Source organism: Bacillus cereus group sp. BfR-BA-01316 (genome assembly GCF_022664195.1).
Taxonomy (GTDB): Bacteria; Bacillota; Bacilli; order Bacillales; family Bacillaceae_G; genus Bacillus_A.
This window is the reverse complement of record NZ_JAKUGX010000018.1, coordinates 27634-48856: the sequence shown is the minus strand read 5'-3', so window position 1 is coordinate 48856 and position 21223 is coordinate 27634. Positions and strand designations below refer to the sequence as shown.

Sequence of the window (21223 nt, the reverse complement as noted above, 5' to 3'; positions counted from 1 at the left end):
GGTATTTTTGTTTGGAAGGGGAAGTCCAATGCTTTCATTTATGTTGACATTGAAACGGATGTTAAGAGCCTGTTTACGAGTATGGAAAGATAAAGAGTTTCAAGTGTTATTCGTATTAACAATTTTGACATTAACATCGGGGACGATTTTTTATAGTACAGTTGAAGGATTACGTCCTCTTGACGCTTTATATTTTAGTGTGGTCACGTTGACGACCGTCGGTGATGGGAATTTTAGTCCGCAAACTGATTTTGGAAAGGTATTTACGATCTTATACATATTTATCGGGATTGGATTAGTGTTTGGATTTATTCATAAATTAGCAGTTAATGTACAATTGCCGAGTATATTATCGAACAGAAAAAAAGAGTAAAGCATGTGAATGCTTTACTCTTTTTTTACAATAGTTTAGACCTGTATTTGCAGTAGCTTAACAATACTTTATTAAAATGTAAGTGTATTCATTCATTATATTCACTATGTATAAAGTTATAATGATATGAACATTTGTATATTTTAATTTATTGATAGAAATTTTGTGAAAGGTGGGATATTCTAGTCATAGGTTAACCAGAAGACATCGTAGGATCCTAACAAAATATGAACAATAATTTAATTATAAAATGGAGGATTTCAGATGAAAAAGAAAGTTCTTGCTTTAGCAGCAGCTATTACGTTAGTAGCGCCATTACAAAGCGTTGCACTTGCTCATGAAAACGATGGAGGACAGAGAGTTGGAATTATTCCGCGCTGGTCTGCTGAAGATAAGCATAAAGAAGGCGTAAACTCTCATTTATGGATTGTAAACCGTGCAATGGATATTATGTCTCGTAATACAACACTTGTAAAACAAGATCAAGTTGCACTATTAAATGAATGGCGTACGGAGTTAGAGAACGGTATTTATGCTGCTGACTATGAAAATCCTTATTATGATAATAGCACATTTGCTTCACACTTCTATGACCCTGACAATGGAAAAACTTATATTCCATTTGCAAAGCAGGCAAAGGAAACTGGAGCTAAATATTTCAAATTAGCAGGTGAGTCATACAAAAATAAAGATATGAAACAAGCATTCTTCTACTTGGGTTTATCTCTTCATTATTTAGGGGATGTAAATCAACCGATGCATGCAGCAAACTTTACAAATCTTTCGTATCCACAAGGGTTCCATTCTAAATATGAAAACTTTGTAGATACGATAAAAGATAATTATAAAGTAACGGATGGAAATGGATATTGGAACTGGAAAGGTACAAATCCAGAAGATTGGATTCATGGAGCGGCAGTAGCCGCGAAACAAGATTACTCTGGCATTGTAAATGATAATACGAAAGATTGGTTTGTGAAAGCGGCTGTATCACAAGAATATGCAGATAAATGGCGCGCTGAAGTTACACCAATGACAGGTACGCGATTAATGGATGCACAACGTGTTACTGCTGGATACATCCAGCTTTGGTTTGATACGTACGGAAATCGTTAAGTATTTGAAAAAGGTCAAATCTCAGAATAGAGTATTTGGCCTTTTTATTACTACACAGTACATGGAGGTATGAAACGTGAAAGGTAAATTGCTAAAAGGTGTACTTAGCTTTGGTATTGGTTTAGGAGCTTTATATAGTGGATCTTCCGCTCAAGCAGAAATGTCTACAAATCAAAATGATACGTTAAAAGTAATGACCCATAATGTATATATGTTATCAACGAATTTATATCCAAACTGGGGACAAAATGAGCGTGTGGATTTAATTGGGGCAGCGGATTATATGAAAAATCAAGATGTTGTTATATTAAATGAAGTATTTGATAATAACGCTTCAAATCATTTGTTAGGGAATTTAAAGAAAGAATATCCAAACCAAACAGCGGTATTAGGTCGTAGTAACGGAAACGAATGGGATAAAACGTTAGGTAACTATTCATCTTCAACCCCTGAAGATGGTGGCGTAGCTATTGTAAGTAAATGGCCGATCGTTGAAAAGATTCAATATGTATTTGAAAAAGGATGCGGACCAGATAACTTATCAAATAAAGGATTTGTATACACAAAAGTTAAGAAAAATGATAATTTTGTGCATGTAATTGGAACGCATTTACAAGCTGAAGACAGTATGTGTGGAAAAACTTCGCCAGCATCTGTACGTACAAAACAGCTACAAGAAATTCAAGAGTTTATTAAAAATAAAAATATACCAAATAACGAGTATGTGTTAATTGGTGGTGATATGAATGTAAATAAAATAAATGCTGAGAATAATAGCAATTCAGAGTATGCATCGATGTTTAAAACATTACATGCGTCTGTACCATCTTATGCAGGACATACAGCAACTTGGGATGCAACAACAAATAGTATTGCAAAGTATAATTTCCCAGATAGCCCAGCAGAATATTTAGATTACATTGTTTCTAGTAAAGACCATGCAAATCCCGCACGTGTAGAAAATAAAGTGTTACAGCCAAAGTCTCCAGAATGGTCCGTTACATCATGGTTGCAAAAATATACGTATAATGATTACTCAGATCATTATCCAGTAGAGGCAACTATTTCTATGAAGTAGTCAAAAAAGTTTCTTCGTGAAGAAGAAACTTTTTTAATTTGAAAACAGGAAAATCAATCTTTCTTTCCAATATGTATAAGACATATATAGAAGAGGAGAGAACGATTTGGATAGAAGTGTTTTTAAAGAGCTTCCATTACCGTGTGCATTTTTAGATGAAGTGGCTTTAGAGAGGAATATTCAATCGATTATAGAGTTAAGTGGAAATAAGAAGATTCGTATAGCGAGTAAATCGTTACGATCTGTTCCAATTATGAAACGGATTTTAGCTGCAAGTGATCGATTTCAAGGTATTATGTGTTTTTCACCTAGAGAGGCTTTGTTTTTAATTGAACAAGGATTTAATGATTTATTGCTCGGATATCCAGCTTATGATGAAAGAGCTTTATATGAAATTGGTTTGCTAACAAAGCAAGGGCTCATTATAACTTGTATGGTGGATTGTGAAGACCATATTGTTCATTTAGAAAAAATTGCTGTGGAATCTAGTGGGTGTTTTCGCGTTTGTTTAGATATTGATATGAGTAGTCGTGTTTTTCAATTTCATTTTGGTGTGAGAAGATCTCCAGTAAAAGATGTCCAGAGTGCTTTAAAAATAGTAGAAAAGGTGAAGGCATCACCATATTTAATATTGGATGGTGTAATGGGCTATGAAGCTCAAATTGCTGGAGTGGGAGATGATATGCCAAAACAAAGACTTCAAAATAAACTTATTTCGTATTTAAAGAAGAAATCGGTGCTAGAAATTAGCGAAAGAAGAGGGAGTATCGTGAAGGAAATACAAAACCTTGGTATTGAACTAAGGTTTGTAAATGGGGGAGGAACGGGGAGTATAAAAACAACTGAGCAAGATAACTCAGTTACGGAGATTACTGTAGGATCCGCCTTTTATTCTCCTAAACTGTTTGATTATTATAAAGAAGTGAAATTTCAGCCAGCCGTTGGATTTGCTGTACCAATTGTACGTAAACCAGCTCCACATATTTATACTTGTCTAGGTGGTGGGTATATTGCTTCAGGCGCAGTTGGTAAAGATAAAGAGCCTGAGGTTTGGAAGCCGCATGGCGCAAAGCTATTAGCGTTAGAAGGCGCTGGTGAAGTGCAAACACCGGTTTACTATAACGGCGAGGAACAATTGTATATAGGAGATACTATATTGTTTCGCCATAGTAAAGCTGGGGAGTTATGTGAGCGTTTTCCTATTTTGTATCGTATTAAACAAGGAGAAATTATTGGAGAGTATTCAACATATCGGGGGGATAGTCAATGCTTTCTGTGAAGGGACAAAAATGGAGAAATTGGACAGGGAATGTAGAAGGAACTCCGCATTATACGATGTATCCAGAAAGTATACAAGATGTAGTAGAAGTGGTGGGGATTGCGCGAGAAAAGGGAAAGAAAATTCGGGTTGTTGGTTCAGGACATTCTTTTACACCATTAGTTCAAACAGAAGAAATTTTGGTTTCTTTAGATGAATTGAAAGGGATTGCGAATGTTGATGCAGAGAAGATGACAGTAGAAGTATGGGCGGGAACAAAACTACATGATTTAGGGAAATTACTTGAGGCGAAAGGGTATGCACAAGAGAACTTAGGAGATATTGATTCGCAATCTATTGCAGGAGCAATTAGTACAGGGACTCATGGGACGGGTGTTACATTTGGGAGCTTATCAACGCAAGTAGTAGAGATTACAGCCGTTCTGTCTACAGGTGAGAGTATTGTATGTTCTGAAACGGAGAACTATGAATATTGGAAAGCGTTCCAGCTATCACTTGGAATGCTTGGTATCATTGTAAAGGTCAAACTGAAAGTTATTCCAGCTTATTCACTTGTTTATGAAAGTGAAAAACAGCCTTTTTCTACTGTAATGGATAAATTAGAAGAATATAAGAAGAATCGCCATTTTGAATTTTTCATTTTTCCTTATTCAGATGAAGTTCAAGTGAAATTTACAAGTGAAACAACAAGTAAAGGAACTGATTTGAAGTGGCATAAACTAAAGGTCGAATTACTTGAAAATAGGATCTTTTCTTTACTATCTAAAGGGTGTAAGTGGTTTCCTTCTATTAGTAAAGGGGTAAGCCAATTATCAGCCAAGGCTGTACCGAATACAAAAATAATTGGACCAAGCTATGAAGTGTTTGCTACATCTCGTACTGTTCTTTTTTATGAAATGGAGTATAGTATCCCTGCAAAACATATGAGGATTGTTGTAGAAGAGATTTCAAATCTTATTGAAAAGAAAAAGTATAAAGTGCATTTCCCGATCGAATGTCGCTATGTGCATGGTGATGATATATGGCTCAGTCCAGCGTACGGAAGAGATTCAGCGTATATTGCCGTTCATATGTATAAAGGTATGAAGTATGCCGCTTATTTTGGTGAGGTGGAGCAAATCTTTCGAAAGTATGAAGGACGCCCGCATTGGGGGAAAATGCATACATTATCGTATGAACAATTACAAGATATATACCCAGAATTTCATTCGTTTCTAAAGGTGAGGAAGTCACTAGATGAAACAGGAATGTTTTTAAATCCTTATGCAGAAAAGTTATTCATGAGTATGAAAAAAAGCTGACAAATAATCATTTGTCAGCTTTTTTTAGTGTAATTGCATTTCTTGTATGACTGATATGCTCGTAAAATAGTAATTTATCACGGCTAAATACATGCAATAAAACATGAATAATGAATAGGCCGTTAATTACGAATTGGAACAACAATGTAACCAGTAATACTAAAGGCTCTGTAAGATTCAAAATAGAGCTACTAGAAAGAATATAATTGATTCCACCTAAAACAAAATAGAATATACCGTAACGAAGGAATAATTCCTTCATTGTAATACGTTCTGATTTTCCTTTCACGTAAATACGAAGTAATGCTTTTCCAATTGTTCTTCCATTCGTAAAATATGGAATGATAATAAAATAAATAAAGATCGAACACGTAATGAAAATGAGTTCATACACATTTGTGTAAGATTGAATACTAGAAATAAAGATAGAATTTCCTTTGTTTTTAATGACCGGTACAACGATAGATAAGAAAATCCAATCAATTTGCATCGCGATAAGGCGACGAACGAATCCGACTGGTTTCGTTTCCAAATCAATATGACTATCTAATTCGCTTGCTTTCGGAAGGAAGTACGTAAATACTGGTGCGATAATAAAACCAATGATTCCTCCTAATGTATTTAAAAACAAATCGTCGATATCGAATAAGCGATAGGCACAATTATATATACCGTATAATCCAGTCACCTGTGTTAGCTCGAAAAATAGTGAAAGACAAAAAGAAATACAAATAGTCTGTAAGAAACTACGTCGGAAATAATAACGTAAGTAAATACCGAATGGAACGGTTAGTAGAACGTTAAAAGCAACTTGTAAAAATGCAGATTCTTTTAATAAGTAGAAATAAGTAGCTGGTTTCGTTAAAATTGCCGATGTATGATTACTAATCTCTTGTATGAAATAAAATGGTGATAGTTGCATGTGCTGTGTATTAGCAGGTTGTAGGCTACAAGTATCGTACGTTTGTGGTAACGGCAAAATAACAAGAAAATAGGCATTTAATAAGTAAAGTAATAATGAGTATAAAATAAATGAGCGCCATTTATTTAAATAACCGTATTTTCGATAATTAAATATTAAAAAAGGAATTAAGAGAAACATTGCTAAAATAGGAAATAAAATAAATGCTGTTTTTACTGGAAATAAATATGCAGTCAAAATGAAGCTCCTTTCAATAAAAATACGTCTAGTATTATAGCCCTAAAAAGAGTTTATAGCAAAGATATATTAGTTTGAAATAGAAAAAATTACAAATTATATAGGATTTACGTTATACTAAATTTAATATAAGGATATTATAATGATACAAGTTGAGAGAGGGTACATGATATGCAATATGAGCTTTTTTCTGTAAGTGGGGGTCATACTACAACTTTTGAAAGCGCATGGCGTTTTCAAGAGGGGGAACAGGTTTTTGTCCATGATGATAACACAAAACGAAACTTTATTATTATTCGCTTAACACATGATGTATTTCAAAATAATAAACATGTTATTCGCCTGTATTGTCAGGAAAAGAAAGTTTATGCATAAGGAGAAACCTCTTACTGTATGGGGGCAGTAAGAGGTTTTTTATTTCATATTTTAATAGAATGACTTGCTTTAAAGAGTGTAAGTTTCACTTTATCCCGCTATTTGCGGGCTGCCCGTAAACGCCCGATTGGTGAAGGCTAATAATCAGTGGGGGATGAACAAAACCCCCACTGATTAAAGTTTCACTTTATAAGAAAATGATAGTTAGCACACCTACGATAATACAGTAGAAAGAGAAATATTTTAAATTTCCTTTTGCCATAATGTTCATAAACCATTTTAATGAAATATATGTCATGACAAATGTTGCGATGAAAGCAACAATATAAGGTACAAATAATGTATCTAAATTTGGATCGTTTGCAATGTCTGTAATACTTAACAATAAACCACCTAAGCTAACAGGAATGTATAGTAAGAATGAGAAGCGAAGAGCTGTTTCTTGCTTCATACCAAGTAACATTGCTGCTACGATTGTAGCACCTGATCTGCTTATACCAGGAATTAGTGCGCAAGCTTGTGCTAGACCAATAATGATTGCATCTTTCATAGAAAGGTCGCCATCATTTTTTCGTCCACGCAAGTTTCGAATAATCCAAAGGCCGATAGCAGTAATAAGAAGGGAAATCCCAACCATTTTAACACCTTTTAAATAGTGGTCGATATAATCTTTAAATAAAACTCCAATTACACCTGCTGGAATGGTTGCGATAACAAGGTAAATAATAAAGAAAAAATCTGATTTTGCATCTTCTGCTCTTGTGAATATATAAGATAGACCATTCTTTGTTAGACGAATTAAGTCATTTCTATAAATAAGTAATACAGCTAATAATGAAGCTGAATTAACAAGTAGCTCAAAGCTAAACCCTTCTATCTTTAATCCTAGCAAATGCTGTGCTAAAACGAGGTGACCGCTTGAAGAAATCGGAATTGGTTCTGTTAGTCCTTGGAATAGACCAAGAATTAAATATTTCAAAATGTAATAAAATTGTTCCATAACATCCTCCTTGTGTATTAGTCGAAAGAAATAACTTTTCTATTATAACAAAAGAGAGAGTGAATATTGAGAAGAAAATAATATTCGAAATATAATAAAACTCCCTTATTACGTCATAGGGGATTTTTCACATTACTGAGAAACTATTATTTCTTGAATACTTTTTGATAATTGGACATCGACTTTTTCAGCATCATTAATATGATTCATAATAGTAGTATTTAACTTTTGGAACATTTGTTGTGTGTTTGCAAATTCTCTTAATATATCATCATTACAAGATTTTTGGTTTTCGATAGCTTTAATAACATTTGTAGCACCACTTTGTAATGTTTGAATCATCATTAAAATATTTTCAATTCTAGCGTTAGTATCAGCGCTCATTTCTACACCTTCATCAACTAAATGTAAATTATCTTTTGTATTTTCATATGCTTTTTCAATTTCTTCTTGAATTTTTTTCGTTAAGTTACCGATATTTTTTGTACTTTCAGCTAGTTTTCTTACTTCATTAGCAACAACAGCGAATCCTTTACCGTGTTCTCCAGCACGTGCAGCTTCAATACTTGCATTCAACGCTAGTAAATTTGTTTGTGCTGCAATGTTTTGAATCACTTCTACAATTTGTTCAATTTCTTTAGAGCGTTCGCTTAAATGATTCATACTATTAGAAGTACGTTGAGATTGTTCACCTAATCTATTAATTACAATGAGTAAGCGATGAACGGATTCTTTTCCTTCATTAGAGCAATCGATAATTTCTTCAATAGATTGAATTAAGTTTTGCTCTTTTTGTAGCATTTCGTTATTTAATTCGTTGGAATGTGTAGTACGCATAGAAACATTTTCAAAGCATGCGTTCAATTGTTGAATTAAGTTTTGGAGTGTATGATGTTGGTTATTTACAAGTTCGTGCTCTTGCATAACGCTTTTTACACGATTATGGATAGAAGATATAATTTCTTGTTTTTCCACATCTTTTTGTTTTAATTCTGTTTCTAGTTCATGTATATGAGTTTCTAGTTGATCAATTTTATGTTGGAGTGATTTCTTTTGAGTAAACATTTTATTTAATTCAACCGCCTTTAGGATTTTTAATTTCTCTATATTTGGATTTTAGCATCTTTTATAATTTTTAAATATAGTAATTGTTAAATATTTAAGAATCTATTACATTTTATTCACAATTCTCTTTTTTTTGTCATGAAAAATAAACTGTATTTAATGGTTTTGTAAACAAACTGTAAAATAAATCATGTATAACTGTATAAGAAGGGAGTCGGATTATGAACTATTTTAAGCGAATCAGTAGTCTAGTATTAGCAGGAATTATTGTTCTTTCTAGTACAGTCGCTGTAAAAGCAGAGTCAAACGACGAGAAACTTAACAACATGCAACAGCAATTGCAGCAAAACGATGCAGATATGCAGAAGAAAGAGCAAGAGAAGCAAGCTGTTACTAAAGAAATTCAAGGTATCGAAAATGAACTACATAATTTAAATAATACAATTGCAAAAAATAAAGAGGATCAAGCTGCTATTCAACGTAAAATCGATGAAACACATAAGCAGATTGAACAAAAAAAAGCAGATATTATCGTTTTAGAAGATAAAGTCCTAGCTCGTAAGGATATTATGAAAAAACGTATGGTTTCTGTTCAAAATAGCTCAAATACGAGTTTAGTAGTAGAAGTTGTTGTAGAATCAAAAAACTTTGCAGATTTCATACAACGTATGAACGCAGTTACTACTATTCTAGAAGCAGATAAAGAAATTTTACGTCTACAAGAACAAGATCTTCGTCAAATTGAAGAAGATAAAAAAGCGATTGACGAAAAAGAAGCATCTTTAGTAGTAGATAAGCAAAAATTAGCAAAAGCACAAGCTGATTTGCAAGATAACTTGAAAAAACGTCAAGATAACTTACAAACGGTTCAAGCTAAATATAATGCGATTGCAAACCAAATTAATTTAGCAGCAGAAGAAAAAGCAAAAGTTGAAGCAAATATGAAAGCAGTACAAGAAACAATTGCTCGTGAACAAGAAGCAGCAAGAATTGCAGCAGAAGAGCGCGCAAAAGCTGAAGCAGCAGCAAAGGCTGAGCAAGAAGAGTTAGCAAAAGCGAAGGCAGCAGCAGCTAAGCAAAAAGAAGAACAGGCAGCTAAGCCGGCAGAGCCTGCAGCTAAAGATACAACACCAGCTAAGCCGGATCCAAAACCAGCTCAAGGTGGAAAAGAATTTTATGTAACAGCAACTGCTTATACAGCTGATCCATCTGAAAATGGCTATAAACCGGGTGAAATTGTAAAATCTAAGTTAGGACATAATTTGACTGCAAATCCAAACATGAAACTAATTGCTGTAGATCCAGCTGTGATTCCATTAGGTTCTACTGTGTATGTGGAAAATTATGGGACGGCAATTGCTGGAGATACTGGTAGTGCGATTAAAGGTCATATAATTGATTTATTAATGCCAGATTCAGCTACAGCTAATAATTGGGGCAGAAGAAGTGTTAAAGTCACAATTTTAAACTAAAACGAAATCCAACTTTACAATACGTGAAGTTGGATTTTTTTATAAAAATAATGTTAAGTTGAGTTTACATTTTGTTAAGAGTATCATACAATGATAGTGAGAGGTGGTAAATTTGACCATTCATAATAAAGTGAAAGAATTGAGAGCTCGCTTTAATTTTACGCAAAGTGTATTAGCAGAAAAGGTAGGAGTGACGAGGCAAACAATCGCTGCAATTGAAAAAGGGGATTACGTTCCATCATTGTTACTAGCACTGACAATTTGTGATGTGTTCGAGTTAAAGATGGAAGATGTGTTTGTTTTAAATAAGGAGGGGGAAGAGGATGAATAGAATTGGTTTTTCTTATATCGTAAACGTGCTTTATACTGCGCTAGCCTGCTGGACATTTGTTGAATTTTATAGTGTTATAACAGAGTTAGCAGATATAATTAAAAACGAGAAGTTCCCATTTGAAGTATGGTTTAATGGAGTACCATTCATTTTATTATTTATTGGAGCTATTATAGTTACAATTTTTTATAGAATTCAAAAGAAAAAATACAAGAATTTATCTTTTTGGATGTATCCATTATTATTTCCACTAGAAGATGAACGTGAAAAAGCGATTACGGATAAAGCCTGTCGAACAACTTTTGTTTCGTTATGGTATGTGTTACCTTGTGCAGTCGGATTTTTAACTTTTTCGCCTATTATTAATGAATATCTTCCCGGGTACCCACTGTATATTATATTTTCTATTTTCTTTATTCAAATGACAGTTTTCCACATATCCCTATACAAAAATAAATTAGCTTAAAAAGAAACCTTCTTGCACCGGCAAGAAGGTTTCTTTTCAGCTTACACTTGTACATATAGCAATATTATCTTATCATTTTATATAGAGTAAGATTTTGTAACGGAAAGGAATTGTATATGAATAAGCAAAGAATTTATAGTATAGTAGCAATCCTTCTATTTGTTGTAGGTGGTGTATTAATCGGAAAGCCATTCTATGATGGATATAAGGCAGAAACGAAACAGACAGAAAATGTGCAAGCTGTTCAAAAGATGGCATATGAAAAGCATGAGACGGAATTTGTAGATGCTTCAAAAATTAATCAACCAGACTTGGCAGAAGTAGCGAGTGCATCGTTAGATAAAAAACAAGTAATCGGTCGTATTTCAATTCCAAGCATCTCATTAGAACTTCCTGTTTTAAAAGCGTCGACTGAAAAGAATTTATTATCAGGTGCGGCAACTGTAAAAGAAAATCAAGTAATGGGACAAGGAAATTATGCACTTGCAGGGCATAATATGTCAAAAAAAGGTGTTTTATTTAGTGATGTATCAACTTTAAAGAAGAACGATAAAATTTATTTGTATGACAATGCAAATGAGTATGAGTATACTGTTACCGGTGTATCTGAAGTGACTCCTGATAAATGGGAAGTTGTAGAGGATCATGGGAAAGATGAGCTGACACTTATTACATGTGTATCAGTTTCGGATAACTCGAAACGTTTTGTTGTTACGGGTGATCTAGTAGGAACAAAGGCGAACAAATAAAAAAAAGAAGGTTCACTCTTTAAAGAGTGAACCTTCTTTTTTTATCCAATGTTGAGAAATAAAAGAATATTTTAGTTAGTATTTAAATATTTTTCTATTTCTATATAATAAAGTAATGATTCTAGATTTTAGGAGGAACAAAAGTGAAACAGCAAGTAAAAAGACTTCTTTTAACAACAAGTGTAGCGTTATTGGTAGCGCCAATTTCTGCTTATGCACATCCAGGACGTACAGATGCTAATGGTGGACATACGTGTCGTACAAATTGTGAAAAATGGGGATTGCAGTACGGGGAATATCATTATCACAATAAACCAGCTTCTAGTAGTGGTACAACGAGTCCAGCTCCTAGCCAAAATAATAATGGTACCGTAGAAGCTGAAAGACAAGCAGAAGCGCAGCGTAATGCGGAGGCAGAAAAACAACGTGCTGCAGAAGCACAGCGTAAAGCAGAGGAAGAGAGACAGCGCGCTGCAGAAGAACAGCGCAAAGTAGAGGAAGAGAGACAGCGTGTAGCCGAAGAGCAAAGAAAAGCAGAAGAGGCACGTAAGCAAGAGGAAGCCCAGCGCCAAGCTGATATGGAAAAGGGACAACTTGAAGGACAAAAAAATGGAGAGACAGATTTTAAAGTAGGAAAAAATAATGCGGAAGGGCATTTAACTGGAAAATCTGATACATATAAACAAGCATTTACAACTGCTTATACTGCAGCTTGGTCTTTAGAAGAGCAGAAAAAAGAACATCTTGAAAAAGGAAAAGAGCAAGGATTAGCACAAGAGACAATGGATGATAGTCAAATCGCTCCAGAGTTTAAGGCGAACTTTGTAGAAGGTTTTCAAGTAGGAAATAAAGAAAGAACAGAAAAAATTGAAAAAGAGCAGGCGGAACTAGGTGAAAAGGCTGGTAAAGAGTTAGCTGAAAAGAAACCAGGAAATAGTGAGAAAGAAATATATGTGAAAGCATATGAAACTGCGTATGAAAAAGGATATAAGTCTGCAAAAAAAGCAGCGGAAAAGGCTGGATATACATATGCATTTGAAAATTATGATTTGAAAGTTCCTGCTAAGTATGAAAAGAATGAATCATTAAAGAAATGGTTTACTGAAGGGTTTAAATCAAATAAGAAAGCAGCGGAAATTCGAGAAGAAGGTTATAAAAAAGGGGATAGTTGGCTTTCATTTTTCTATAAGAGTTTTGTGCCAAGTGAATATAAAGAGTACAAAAACCTGTATGAACAAGCAATAGAAAAAGGAAAGAAAGCGTAAAAAAAGATGAGGAAAATTCCTCATCTTTTTTTAATCCATCCATTTCACTAATTTTTTAGAAATTGATAATAAAACACAACCTAAAACGATCGCCACAGCGCCAATAACTGTGAATACTTCAGCATATCCAAGTGAAGTTGTGAAGCTTGCAAGCTGTCCGCCTAAAATATTAGCAATACCTGAGCTTGCTAGCCATACTCCCATTAATAAAGAAGCTAGTTTTACTGGAGCAAGAGCACTAACCATTGATAGCCCGACAGGTGATAAGAATAGCTCACCTAACGTATGGAAAAGATACGTAAAGATGATAAATAGTAAGTTTGCTTTTTCTGTAATGTTATGTTCGTCACTACCTGTTTTTAACGTAGCGATAACAAGAACGATATAACCGATACCGAGTAAGATCATACCAAGTCCCATTTTTGTTGGGATTTTCATGTCACCATTTTTTCTAGTTGCCAGTTTCGCCCATAATGCTGAAATGGCTGGGGCAAGTAAAATAATAAATAACGGGTTGACCGATTGGAACCAAGATGTTGGAATTTCCCATCCGAACACAGAACGGTCTACGAATTTGTTTGTATATAATGTTAATGAACTACCAGCTTGTTCAAATCCAGCCCAGAAGAAGACAACGAAGCAAGTTAAAATAACGATAACTGCTGTATGTTGTTTTTCTTTTTTTGTTAATGGTGTATTTCCAGCTGTTTGTTGTCCATCTGTCGTTTGTAAATTGCGAGTTGGTTTTTTACCGATATCACCAAGGAAGCGGTTAGATAGTGTTGTAAATAAAATTTGTCCAATGATCATTCCGATTGAAGCCGCTAAGAAACCGAAACGGAATCCGTAATGAACAACACCGTCTACTGTTGTTTTAAATAAATTTTCTGACAAAAAGCCGCAAACGAGTGGAGCTAAAAATGAACCGACGTTAATACCCATATAGAAAATTGTAAATGCACTATCACGTTTTTGATCATTTTCTTCGTATAATTCTCCAACAAGTGTAGAGATATTTGGTTTGAAGAATCCATTACCGATAATAATAAGCGCTAATCCGAGGTATAGGCCGACCTGGTTTTGCAAGGCAAATAGTGTAAGGTTACCGATTGCCATTGTTATACCACCAATTGTGATGGCTTTTCGTCTGCCTAGGAAACGGTCTGTTAAGTATCCACCGATCAATGGTGTGAAATAACAAGCTCCAGTATAAAATCCGTAAATAGAGAGTGCCCAAGCGGGACTAAACCCAAGACCACCACTTACTAAAGCTGTTGTTAAATATAATGTTAATAATCCTCGTAATCCATAGTAACTAAACCTTTCCCACATTTCTGTAAAGAAGAGTAAGTATAAACCTGGAGGATGTTTCTTTTTTCTTTGTTGTTCTCTTTCTAGTTGTATCGCTGATTCCATGTTATTTTCCTCCTGACACAAACAAAAACAAAGTTAATAGTTTTGTATATTTAATATTTTACTTTATTAACTATTATAAGTCAACGAAGGTTGATTTTTCAGAAGAAATTGGAACAGGGAAATAGCTATAGAATGGGTGTTTCTTTTATGGTAGACTATGGACTATGTTTTCTTTGTAAGGAAGCGGATTACCGCATTTTTTTATGTGTGGAATTGATTTCATGTAAGGTGAAATTGAAGAAGGAGAAAGAAATGAAATTGTTACAGAAAAAAGAAATTTTACTTATTAGTCTTATGCTATTCTCTATGTTCTTTGGGGCCGGAAATCTTATATTTCCACCTTTCCTTGGATATGGAGCAGGAGAACATGTATGGATTGCATTGTTAGGTTTTATTATATCAGCAACAGGTCTTCCTATATTAGGGGTTATCGCTATTGCGAAAGCGGGAAGCTTTCAAACGTTAGCGGGTAGAGTGCATCCTTCATTTGCAATTGTTTTTCCGTGTATTGTGTACTTGTTTATTGGACCTGGTCTTGGTATACCCCGTGCAGGAAGTTTAGCATTTGAAATGGGACCAGGCCAGTTATTCCAAGAATCGGGTAGCGTAGTTTTATTATTTTATACGATTGTTTTCTTTAGTGTTGTTTACTGGTTAAGTTTATCGCCATCTAAATTAATGGGCTTATTCGGAAAGGTTTTAACGCCTTTACTATTATGTATGATTGCACTTATTTTTATAAAAAGTATGTTTACATCAGTCGGTAGTGTGAAAGAAGCCACTGGTAATTATGGACAAGCCCCGATGTTCCAAGGATTTTTAGATGGATATTTAACGATGGATGCGCTAGCGGCTTTAATCTTTGGTATTGTTATAGCAAATGCTTTGCGTGCAAAAGGTATTGAGGATGATAAAGGTTTAGCGAAATATATGAGTATTGCTGGCATTGGAGCAGGACTTTTATTATCCATTATATATGTCATTCTTGGATATGTTGGCTCAATTAGCGGTTCATTGGGTACATTTGATAACGGTGCGAAAGTGTTAGCACAAGTTATGACGACATTATTTGGACAAGGCGGGGTCGTTTTATTAGGTCTTATTTTTACTATCGCGTGTTTATGTGTTTCAATTGGACTTGTTACGTCTTGTAGTCAATTTTTTGCGAGCGCATTTCCGAAAGTATCTTATAAAGTTTGGGCATTTATATTAAGTTTTGTTAGTATGGTTTTAGCTAATTTAGGATTAACGCAAATTTTAAAAGTATCAGTACCGATTCTTGGATTTATTTATCCAGTTGCACTAACGCTTATTATTTTAGGGTTATTCCATAAGTATATTGGAAAGTATGTATACGTATATTCGGTAACGATTGGAATCGTAGCGTTATTTAGTGCGATTGATGTTTTAAACAAAAGTGTACTGATGAATAAATGGACACCACTACTAAAAATTCTTCCGTTTTATTCAGAAGGTGTAGGTTGGATTGTTCCGGCATTTGTAGGTGCCTGCCTCGGTGTAATTGTTAGTATTGCTATAAATAAGAATAAATAAGTAAGAGGTGTTTTCCTATTTCGGAAAACACCTTTCTTTTTTTGGAAAAATAGTATTGAAAATGAATAGACTAAGAGTATGATAAAGGTAATTGGTAATATATAGGTTAAGTGAAAAATCGATGATGAGGGGGGATTGTATGAAGGAGGATTTAAATAAGAAAATAGAAGCGCTCGAAACGGCAATTGAAACGATGCAAGAGACACTTTATGAATTGAAAGCGAAACAAAGAAAAATAGAAGTAGATAAAGTTCAACAAAATGTTAATAAGGAAAAGAAAGAATATATTGAAGCAGTAAGTAATGAAAAGTTACAAGAAGATGTTGTTAAGAAGAGGGAGTCCATGCAAGAGCCAGAGGTGAAACAAGTAGATATATCTGCATTTAAACCAGAACCATTTAATATTATAAAGTTTTGTCAAACGTGGTTACCACGCATATTTGTCGGTATTATGCTACTTGGCGTTATTTGGTTATTTAAAGCAGGGGTGGATGCTGGGTTGTTAACACCAGCGATACGGGTTGTATTTGGTATAGTACTATCTGCCGGTTTGTATTATATAGGAGATATACAAATTAAAAGAGAGCGGCAGGCGTTAGGGTTAGTATTGGCTGGAGGAAGTATTACGGGTATTGTTTTAACGACGTTTGCGGCACATTATTTATATGAGTTTATTCCTGCAAGTATTGCGTTTATTTGCAACATTATATGGATTATTTTAGGTATTTATTTAGCGAAAAGATATAGATCGGAATACCTCGCTATTTTCGTGGCGGTAGGAGCATTTTTTGTTCCTTTCTTGTTAAATAGTACGACTCCTAATACGTATATTTTCTTTAGTTATGAGACGATATTAACAATTAGTCTATTGTGGTATGCAATGAGAAACCGTTATAAGTACTTGTATATGATTTCGTATGTTGTTGCGGCCATTGTCCTATTTGTCTTCTTTGCTGTTATGTCCATATTAGTAGGGAATTTGCAAGTACAGTTAACGGTTGTATACGGCGTAATTCATTTGCTATTATTTTGGCATATGTTTTCGGAGAGAAGTTTTATACAAGAAGCAAGATTGGCGCTATTTAGTGCGAATGCAGTTTCCTTTATTTTAGCTATTGCAAACATACCTGAATTTACAACGTGGGGATTAGTTATAAGTGCATTCGTGCATGCTGTTATGTTCGCGCTTGAATATAGGAAGAATAAACATTCTGTATTTACAAATCTTATATTTGGTTTTGCAATGGGGTCATTTAGTTTAGCGATTTTATACGAGTACAGTTTAGTGAATGCAGCAATCGTATTATTGTTACAAGGTTTCCTCGGTATGGTTACTGCTATTAAAGTAAAGCAAAATATTAAATTGTATGTAAGTGCAACGATTTATGCTATTGGAATGATACAGACGATTTTTAGCCCGTTTGATCAGTTCATTTCAGCGGGCTTTGTCGCTCATGTTATTTTGATAGGAACGTTCTATTATTGCATGAGACAAGCGAAAGAAGTGTTAGCGAGTTTTGGTAAATATGTTTATTCCATAGCGCTCTATTCGTTAATGATCATTGTATTTATTACAATTACTAGGATCGGTGAAGTTCTTTCTACAGATGGAAGTATAATTAGCGTATCTGTATCGTTATTATGGATGGTATATGCGTTATTTGCAGTTTGGTTTGGCCGTTATAGACAGATGAACGAAATATTATATGCTGGCTTAGTCGTATTAGTAGTAACAGTAGGGAAGTTATTCCTTCTCGACCTACCAGAGGTGTCGATGATGATTAGGGCGGTGTTATTCTTAATCGTTGGTAGTATAGGTATCGTTATTTCAAGAATGTTTTTCTCAAAAGAAGAGAAGTGAAAAGAAGGCAATCCATATGCGGATTGCCTTCTTCATTATTTTTTATTAATCGTTACAGTTTCACTATATTTCGCTGTTGTGTTTTGACGTAGACGAAGTGTTGCTTGTCCAGTCGTATTTGGATCAAGTTGTACGTTCACAATTTTTTCAGCAGATCCTTGGTTATTTGTTATGAAAGAGAATGCACTGCTATATCCGAAAGAAGATGGCCAAGTGCCATTTGTGTTTTGAACTTTTGCCACCTGTGTTCCACCAGTTGCGAAGATACCTAAAGAATAATTATTGTACGTTGTATTTGGTAATAAGTTATTTACTTGAATCTTCATTTGGAACACTTCATTGTTTGGTAGAATGCTAGGGTGCGTAATTACGTAATCACTCGTTGTTACTGCACCGTTATAGCCGTATGAACCTGGTTTGAAAGTATTTGTATTGAACCACTGGTAACCTTGACTTGGTGCGCTCCAAGGTTCTGGTTGTGGTTCTGTTGATAAACTTGGTTGTTCAAATGTTTGTAGAGCTGTAGGTGCATCAAGCTGTAAACCACTCACTTGATCTAAGCTTGTAAATGTTTCTTGCTTCGCTAACCAATTCACAATGTTTTCTAATAGAACGGCATCGTTTTCTTCTTTATAACCATCATAAGTTTTCTTTGATTGACCTGAATCTTCACGAACATATTTTGGCGTAGCATCTTCAACAGGAGAAGAATCACCAATAAATGCAGCCTTCCCAAGGCCAACTTTCGAAATAGCAGCATAAGGACCCTCTGCAACGCCACCACCGTTATAAATGCCGCTATCAACAGCATTATTCCATTTTGAAGGATTTTCTGGAAGGTAAACAAGACCTTTTGCTAGTTTAGGATTTGTAATCGCAAGTGTAGAACCAGCATGCATTGCTACAGATGAAACGCCTTCTGTAATTCCGAATGATTGTTCAGGTGAGACAATATTTTTAGCGGAAACGTCACCGATTGCATTGTAGCGGAAGCGAATACCGAAATTATCGGATAGCCAATCAGAGCTTTCTACTCCTTGCATAGCTTGTGAAGTTGTTTCTTCATTAGACATTCCCTTTGCTGGATTATCCCATGCCCCACGTCTATATCCATTGAACACTTCTGAGGAGTCCCAGCGGTTTTTATTACGATCTGCATTATAATGATCGGCAATGAAGAAAATACTGCCGCCATTTTTCACGTATTGTAACATTGCATCTTGCTCAGATTTTTTATAAGGAATATTTGCTTCGGGAACGATAAACACATTGTGATTTTTTAAATCGTCGTATGTAATAGGTGTTGATTTACGAAGTTCTTTTACATGATATCCGTTTTGGGCAATGCCGTTTCCAAAATCGGAAAATCCGCCGTTAATAACCCAGTCAGCTGTCCCAGCCGTTTGACCGTGAGTATTATCGAATAATACTTTCTTCCCATTGTTTTGATTTACAACTTTTGCGGCAATTTCAGGAGCAGGGTCTACAGAGCTTTCGGCATAAGTAGACGGTATGAACGAACTCCCCATACTAATTGTGATTGCTGTTGCTAAAGAAAATGTAATCCATTTTTTATTCTTCATAGAAGAATCCCCCTAATAATAAATATATGTGCTTTAATAATGTAATTTATTTTTCTGTAAAAATAAAGATGGAAAATATAAAAAATATTAAAAGATTGTAAAAATACCGTGAATTTTGTTGAGAAATATTTATATAGACAATAAAAAATCCCTTCCAATCAATAAGGAAGGGATGGCGTGTTTAACTAATTTTTGAATTAGATGATTCATCAATCTTATGAAAACCTTTCATATAATACACGATAGCTAAGCCGATAAGCCAAATTGGCCCGACGATTAATGCGATTCGTGTATCTTCTGAATAGGCCATTATACCTAGTACAAGTACAAGGAAGCCGAGTGAGAAATATGAACTTAATGGGTGTAAAGGCATTTTATATGCTAGCTTATCCTTTTTATTAGTTTGTAATCCTTTACGGAATTTAATTTGAGCGATTAATATAATACCCCAAGTCCAAATTGCACCGAAAGTTGAAATACTAGTTAACCAAGTAAATACTTTTGCAGGAACGAGATAGTTTAACATAACGCCAACGAGTAAAACAATCGCAGTTGCTATAATTCCTTGACTCGGAATACCATTCTTATTTAAACGACCGAATCTTTCCGGTGCTTTCTTTTGCTGTGCTAATGTAAATAACATACGGCCTGTACTAAACAAACCACCGTTACAAGAAGAAAGAGCAGCTGTTAAAACAACAAAGTTAATAATACCCGCTGCCTTTGCAATACCGATTTGCTGGAACGTTAGTACGAATGGACTTCCTTTCTCACCAAATTCGTTCCATGGATAAATTGCCATCATAACGAATAGAGCTCCAACGTAGAATAATAAAATTCTCCAAAATACGTTATCAATTGCTTTTGCAAGTGTCTTTTTTGGATTTTGAGCTTCACCAGCTGTAACCCCGATAAGTTCGACTCCTAAATAAGCGAATAATACCATTTGTAAGGAAAGTAGTAATCCAGAGAATCCATTTGGGAACCAGCCTCCATGCTCCCAAAGATTTGAAATGCCAGTTGCAACGCCGCCATTTCCAAATCCGAATAAAATAATACCAGCACCGACTATTATCATACAGATAATTGTGACAATTTTGATAAGAGCAAACCAAAACTCAAGTTCTCCGAATACTTTTACAGATAAGAAGTTGAAAGCACTCATTAATAAAAGAGCTAGTAACGCCCAGATCCAACGCGGGATATCTGGGAACCAGTACTGCATGTAAATTCCTGCCGCTGTAATTTCCGCCATACAAGTAACAACCCATAAAAACCAATAATTCCAGCCTGTAATATACCCAGCTAGTGGGCTGATGTAATCATTTGCATATTTACTAAAAGAGCCAGCAACTGGTTGTTCAATTGCCATTTCTCCGAGTGCGCGCATAATGAAAAAAATAACGAGTCCGGCAATCATATAGCCTAATAAAATGGAAGGACCAGCTAGTTTAATAGCCGAAGCAGATCCTAAAAATAATCCAACGCCAATAGCTGAACCGAGAGACATTAAGGTAATATGTCGTTCTTTTAAACCACGGTTTAAAGTTTCAGATTTGTTTGTTTGCTGCATAAGAAGAATACCCCCTGTAGAGTGAACGATATTTGAATGCGTTTACTAAATATTTAACTATTTCAAATTATAAAACATTTCTATCTGTTATGCTACAAAAATAATTGTAATGAACTGTACTACATCTATAACTTGTCAGACTTAAACTTAAAATTCTCACTATTAGAGAATATATTGACTCTTCTTTTTATTGATTGTTAAGATTAA

At 34.6% G+C, this 21223-nt stretch carries 18 protein-coding genes and 1 pseudogene; 13 read left to right on the top strand and 6 right to left on the bottom strand.

All coding sequences use genetic code 11. The features are described 5' to 3' along the window. The first annotated feature begins 28 nt into the window (after window positions 1-28). From MR071_RS15000 to MR071_RS14980, 5 genes are all read left to right on the top strand, one after another. Window positions 29-373, top strand: a complete 345-nt coding sequence (locus tag MR071_RS15000) for a potassium channel family protein (protein WP_242236624.1) — start codon at window positions 29-31, stop codon at window positions 371-373. Between the two features lie 264 nt (window positions 374-637). Further along, the gene (gene cerA / locus MR071_RS14995; RefSeq protein WP_242236622.1) at window positions 638-1489 is read left to right on the top strand and encodes a phospholipase CerA; all 852 of its coding nucleotides are present in this window, start codon (window positions 638-640) and stop codon (window positions 1487-1489) included. Between the two features lie 76 nt (window positions 1490-1565). Continuing rightward, a complete protein-coding gene (gene sph / locus MR071_RS14990; RefSeq protein WP_242236620.1) occupies window positions 1566-2567 on the top strand; it encodes a sphingomyelin phosphodiesterase in 1002 nt (333 codons plus the stop codon). A 106-nt stretch (window positions 2568-2673) separates the two neighbouring features. Further along, window positions 2674-3846: an amino acid deaminase/aldolase gene (locus MR071_RS14985; RefSeq protein ID WP_242236618.1), complete on the top strand. Its 1173-nt coding sequence runs from the start codon at window positions 2674-2676 to the stop codon at window positions 3844-3846. Beyond that, on the top strand, window positions 3834-5147 hold the full coding sequence (locus MR071_RS14980) for a D-arabinono-1,4-lactone oxidase (RefSeq protein WP_242236615.1): 1314 nt from the start codon (window positions 3834-3836) through the stop codon (window positions 5145-5147). The genes MR071_RS14985 and MR071_RS14980 overlap by 13 nt, the downstream gene beginning before the upstream one ends. A 7-nt stretch (window positions 5148-5154) precedes the next feature. Here the strand turns inward: MR071_RS14980 and MR071_RS14975 are convergent, their stop codons facing one another. Next, the gene (locus MR071_RS14975; protein ID WP_242236614.1) at window positions 5155-6306 is read right to left on the bottom strand and encodes a VanZ family protein; all 1152 of its coding nucleotides are present in this window, start codon (window positions 6304-6306) and stop codon (window positions 5155-5157) included. 171 nt (window positions 6307-6477) lie between these two features. Between MR071_RS14975 and MR071_RS14970 the strand changes: the two genes are divergently transcribed. Then, a complete protein-coding gene (locus tag MR071_RS14970) occupies window positions 6478-6681 on the top strand; it encodes a hypothetical protein (RefSeq protein WP_242236612.1) in 204 nt (67 codons plus the stop codon). A 187-nt stretch (window positions 6682-6868) separates the two neighbouring features. Here MR071_RS14970 and MR071_RS14965 read toward each other — a convergent pair whose 3' ends face one another. Both MR071_RS14965 and MR071_RS25800 read right to left on the bottom strand, forming a co-directional pair. Then, entirely contained in the window at window positions 6869-7681 is an 813-nt protein-coding gene (locus MR071_RS14965; protein WP_002010553.1) for an undecaprenyl-diphosphate phosphatase, read from the bottom strand. Window positions 7682-7813: 132 nt separating this feature from the next. Next, window positions 7814-8305 (bottom strand): annotated as a pseudogene (locus tag MR071_RS25800) (methyl-accepting chemotaxis protein); the annotation flags it as partial. Between the two features lie 662 nt (window positions 8306-8967). Here MR071_RS25800 and MR071_RS14955 point away from each other — a divergent pair. From MR071_RS14955 to MR071_RS14935, 5 genes are all read left to right on the top strand, one after another. Then, window positions 8968-10218, top strand: coding sequence for a 3D domain-containing protein (locus tag MR071_RS14955; protein ID WP_242236608.1), 1251 nt, complete (start codon window positions 8968-8970; stop codon window positions 10216-10218). Window positions 10219-10321: 103 nt separating this feature from the next. Then, window positions 10322-10549: a helix-turn-helix transcriptional regulator gene (locus MR071_RS14950; RefSeq protein ID WP_105587707.1), complete on the top strand. Its 228-nt coding sequence runs from the start codon at window positions 10322-10324 to the stop codon at window positions 10547-10549. After that, on the top strand, window positions 10542-11015 hold the full coding sequence (locus tag MR071_RS14945; RefSeq protein WP_105587708.1) for a DUF2178 domain-containing protein: 474 nt from the start codon (window positions 10542-10544) through the stop codon (window positions 11013-11015). The genes MR071_RS14950 and MR071_RS14945 overlap by 8 nt, the downstream gene beginning before the upstream one ends. 116 nt (window positions 11016-11131) lie before the next feature. Continuing rightward, on the top strand, window positions 11132-11764 hold the full coding sequence (locus MR071_RS14940; protein ID WP_105587709.1) for a class A sortase: 633 nt from the start codon (window positions 11132-11134) through the stop codon (window positions 11762-11764). 143 nt (window positions 11765-11907) lie between these two features. After that, entirely contained in the window at window positions 11908-13029 is a 1122-nt protein-coding gene (locus MR071_RS14935) for a YHYH domain-containing protein (RefSeq protein ID WP_105587711.1), read from the top strand. 30 nt (window positions 13030-13059) lie between these two features. Here MR071_RS14935 and MR071_RS14930 read toward each other — a convergent pair whose 3' ends face one another. Further along, window positions 13060-14445 carry a peptide MFS transporter gene (locus MR071_RS14930; protein ID WP_242236606.1) on the bottom strand — a complete coding sequence of 462 codons (1386 nt, stop codon included), beginning with the start codon at window positions 14443-14445 and terminating at the stop codon, window positions 13060-13062. Between the two features lie 252 nt (window positions 14446-14697). On the opposite strand from MR071_RS14930, the gene brnQ1 reads away from it, so the two are divergent. Both brnQ1 and MR071_RS14920 read left to right on the top strand, forming a co-directional pair. Continuing rightward, on the top strand, window positions 14698-15999 hold the full coding sequence (brnQ1, locus tag MR071_RS14925) for a branched-chain amino acid transport system II carrier protein BrnQ1 (protein ID WP_472926932.1): 1302 nt from the start codon (window positions 14698-14700) through the stop codon (window positions 15997-15999). Window positions 16000-16138: 139 nt separating this feature from the next. After that, a complete protein-coding gene (locus tag MR071_RS14920; RefSeq protein WP_105587716.1) occupies window positions 16139-17860 on the top strand; it encodes a DUF2339 domain-containing protein in 1722 nt (573 codons plus the stop codon). 35 nt (window positions 17861-17895) lie between these two features. Here MR071_RS14920 and MR071_RS14915 read toward each other — a convergent pair whose 3' ends face one another. Next, a complete protein-coding gene (locus tag MR071_RS14915) occupies window positions 17896-19443 on the bottom strand; it encodes a DNA-binding protein (RefSeq protein WP_242236601.1) in 1548 nt (515 codons plus the stop codon). 181 nt (window positions 19444-19624) lie between these two features. After that, window positions 19625-21016 carry an amino acid permease gene (locus tag MR071_RS14910; RefSeq protein ID WP_242236599.1) on the bottom strand — a complete coding sequence of 464 codons (1392 nt, stop codon included), beginning with the start codon at window positions 21014-21016 and terminating at the stop codon, window positions 19625-19627. Window positions 21017-21223: the final 207 nt, after the last annotated feature.

Bases quoted from the DNA above. Each gene is read 5' to 3' on its own strand.
- MR071_RS14965 (WP_002010553.1), bottom strand. From the start codon at position 7,681: ATGGAACAATTTTATTACATTTTGAAATATTTAATTCTTGGTCTATTC.
- MR071_RS14940 (WP_105587709.1), top strand. From the start codon at position 11,132: ATGAATAAGCAAAGAATTTATAGTATAGTAGCAATCCTTCTATTTGTT.
- MR071_RS14930 (WP_242236606.1), bottom strand. From the start codon at position 14,445: ATGGAATCAGCGATACAACTAGAAAGAGAACAACAAAGAAAAAAGAAA.
- MR071_RS14955 (WP_242236608.1), top strand. From the start codon at position 8,968: ATGAACTATTTTAAGCGAATCAGTAGTCTAGTATTAGCAGGAATTATT.
- MR071_RS14910 (WP_242236599.1), bottom strand. From the start codon at position 21,016: ATGCAGCAAACAAACAAATCTGAAACTTTAAACCGTGGTTTAAAAGAA.
- MR071_RS14970 (WP_242236612.1), top strand. From the start codon at position 6,478: ATGCAATATGAGCTTTTTTCTGTAAGTGGGGGTCATACTACAACTTTT.
- MR071_RS14920 (WP_105587716.1), top strand. From the start codon at position 16,139: ATGAAGGAGGATTTAAATAAGAAAATAGAAGCGCTCGAAACGGCAATT.
- MR071_RS14915 (WP_242236601.1), bottom strand. From the start codon at position 19,443: ATGAAGAATAAAAAATGGATTACATTTTCTTTAGCAACAGCAATCACA.
- MR071_RS14945 (WP_105587708.1), top strand. From the start codon at position 10,542: ATGAATAGAATTGGTTTTTCTTATATCGTAAACGTGCTTTATACTGCG.
- MR071_RS14980 (WP_242236615.1), top strand. From the start codon at position 3,834: ATGCTTTCTGTGAAGGGACAAAAATGGAGAAATTGGACAGGGAATGTA.
- brnQ1 (WP_472926932.1), top strand. From the start codon at position 14,698: ATGAAATTGTTACAGAAAAAAGAAATTTTACTTATTAGTCTTATGCTA.
- cerA (WP_242236622.1), top strand. From the start codon at position 638: ATGAAAAAGAAAGTTCTTGCTTTAGCAGCAGCTATTACGTTAGTAGCG.
- MR071_RS15000 (WP_242236624.1), top strand. From the start codon at position 29: ATGCTTTCATTTATGTTGACATTGAAACGGATGTTAAGAGCCTGTTTA.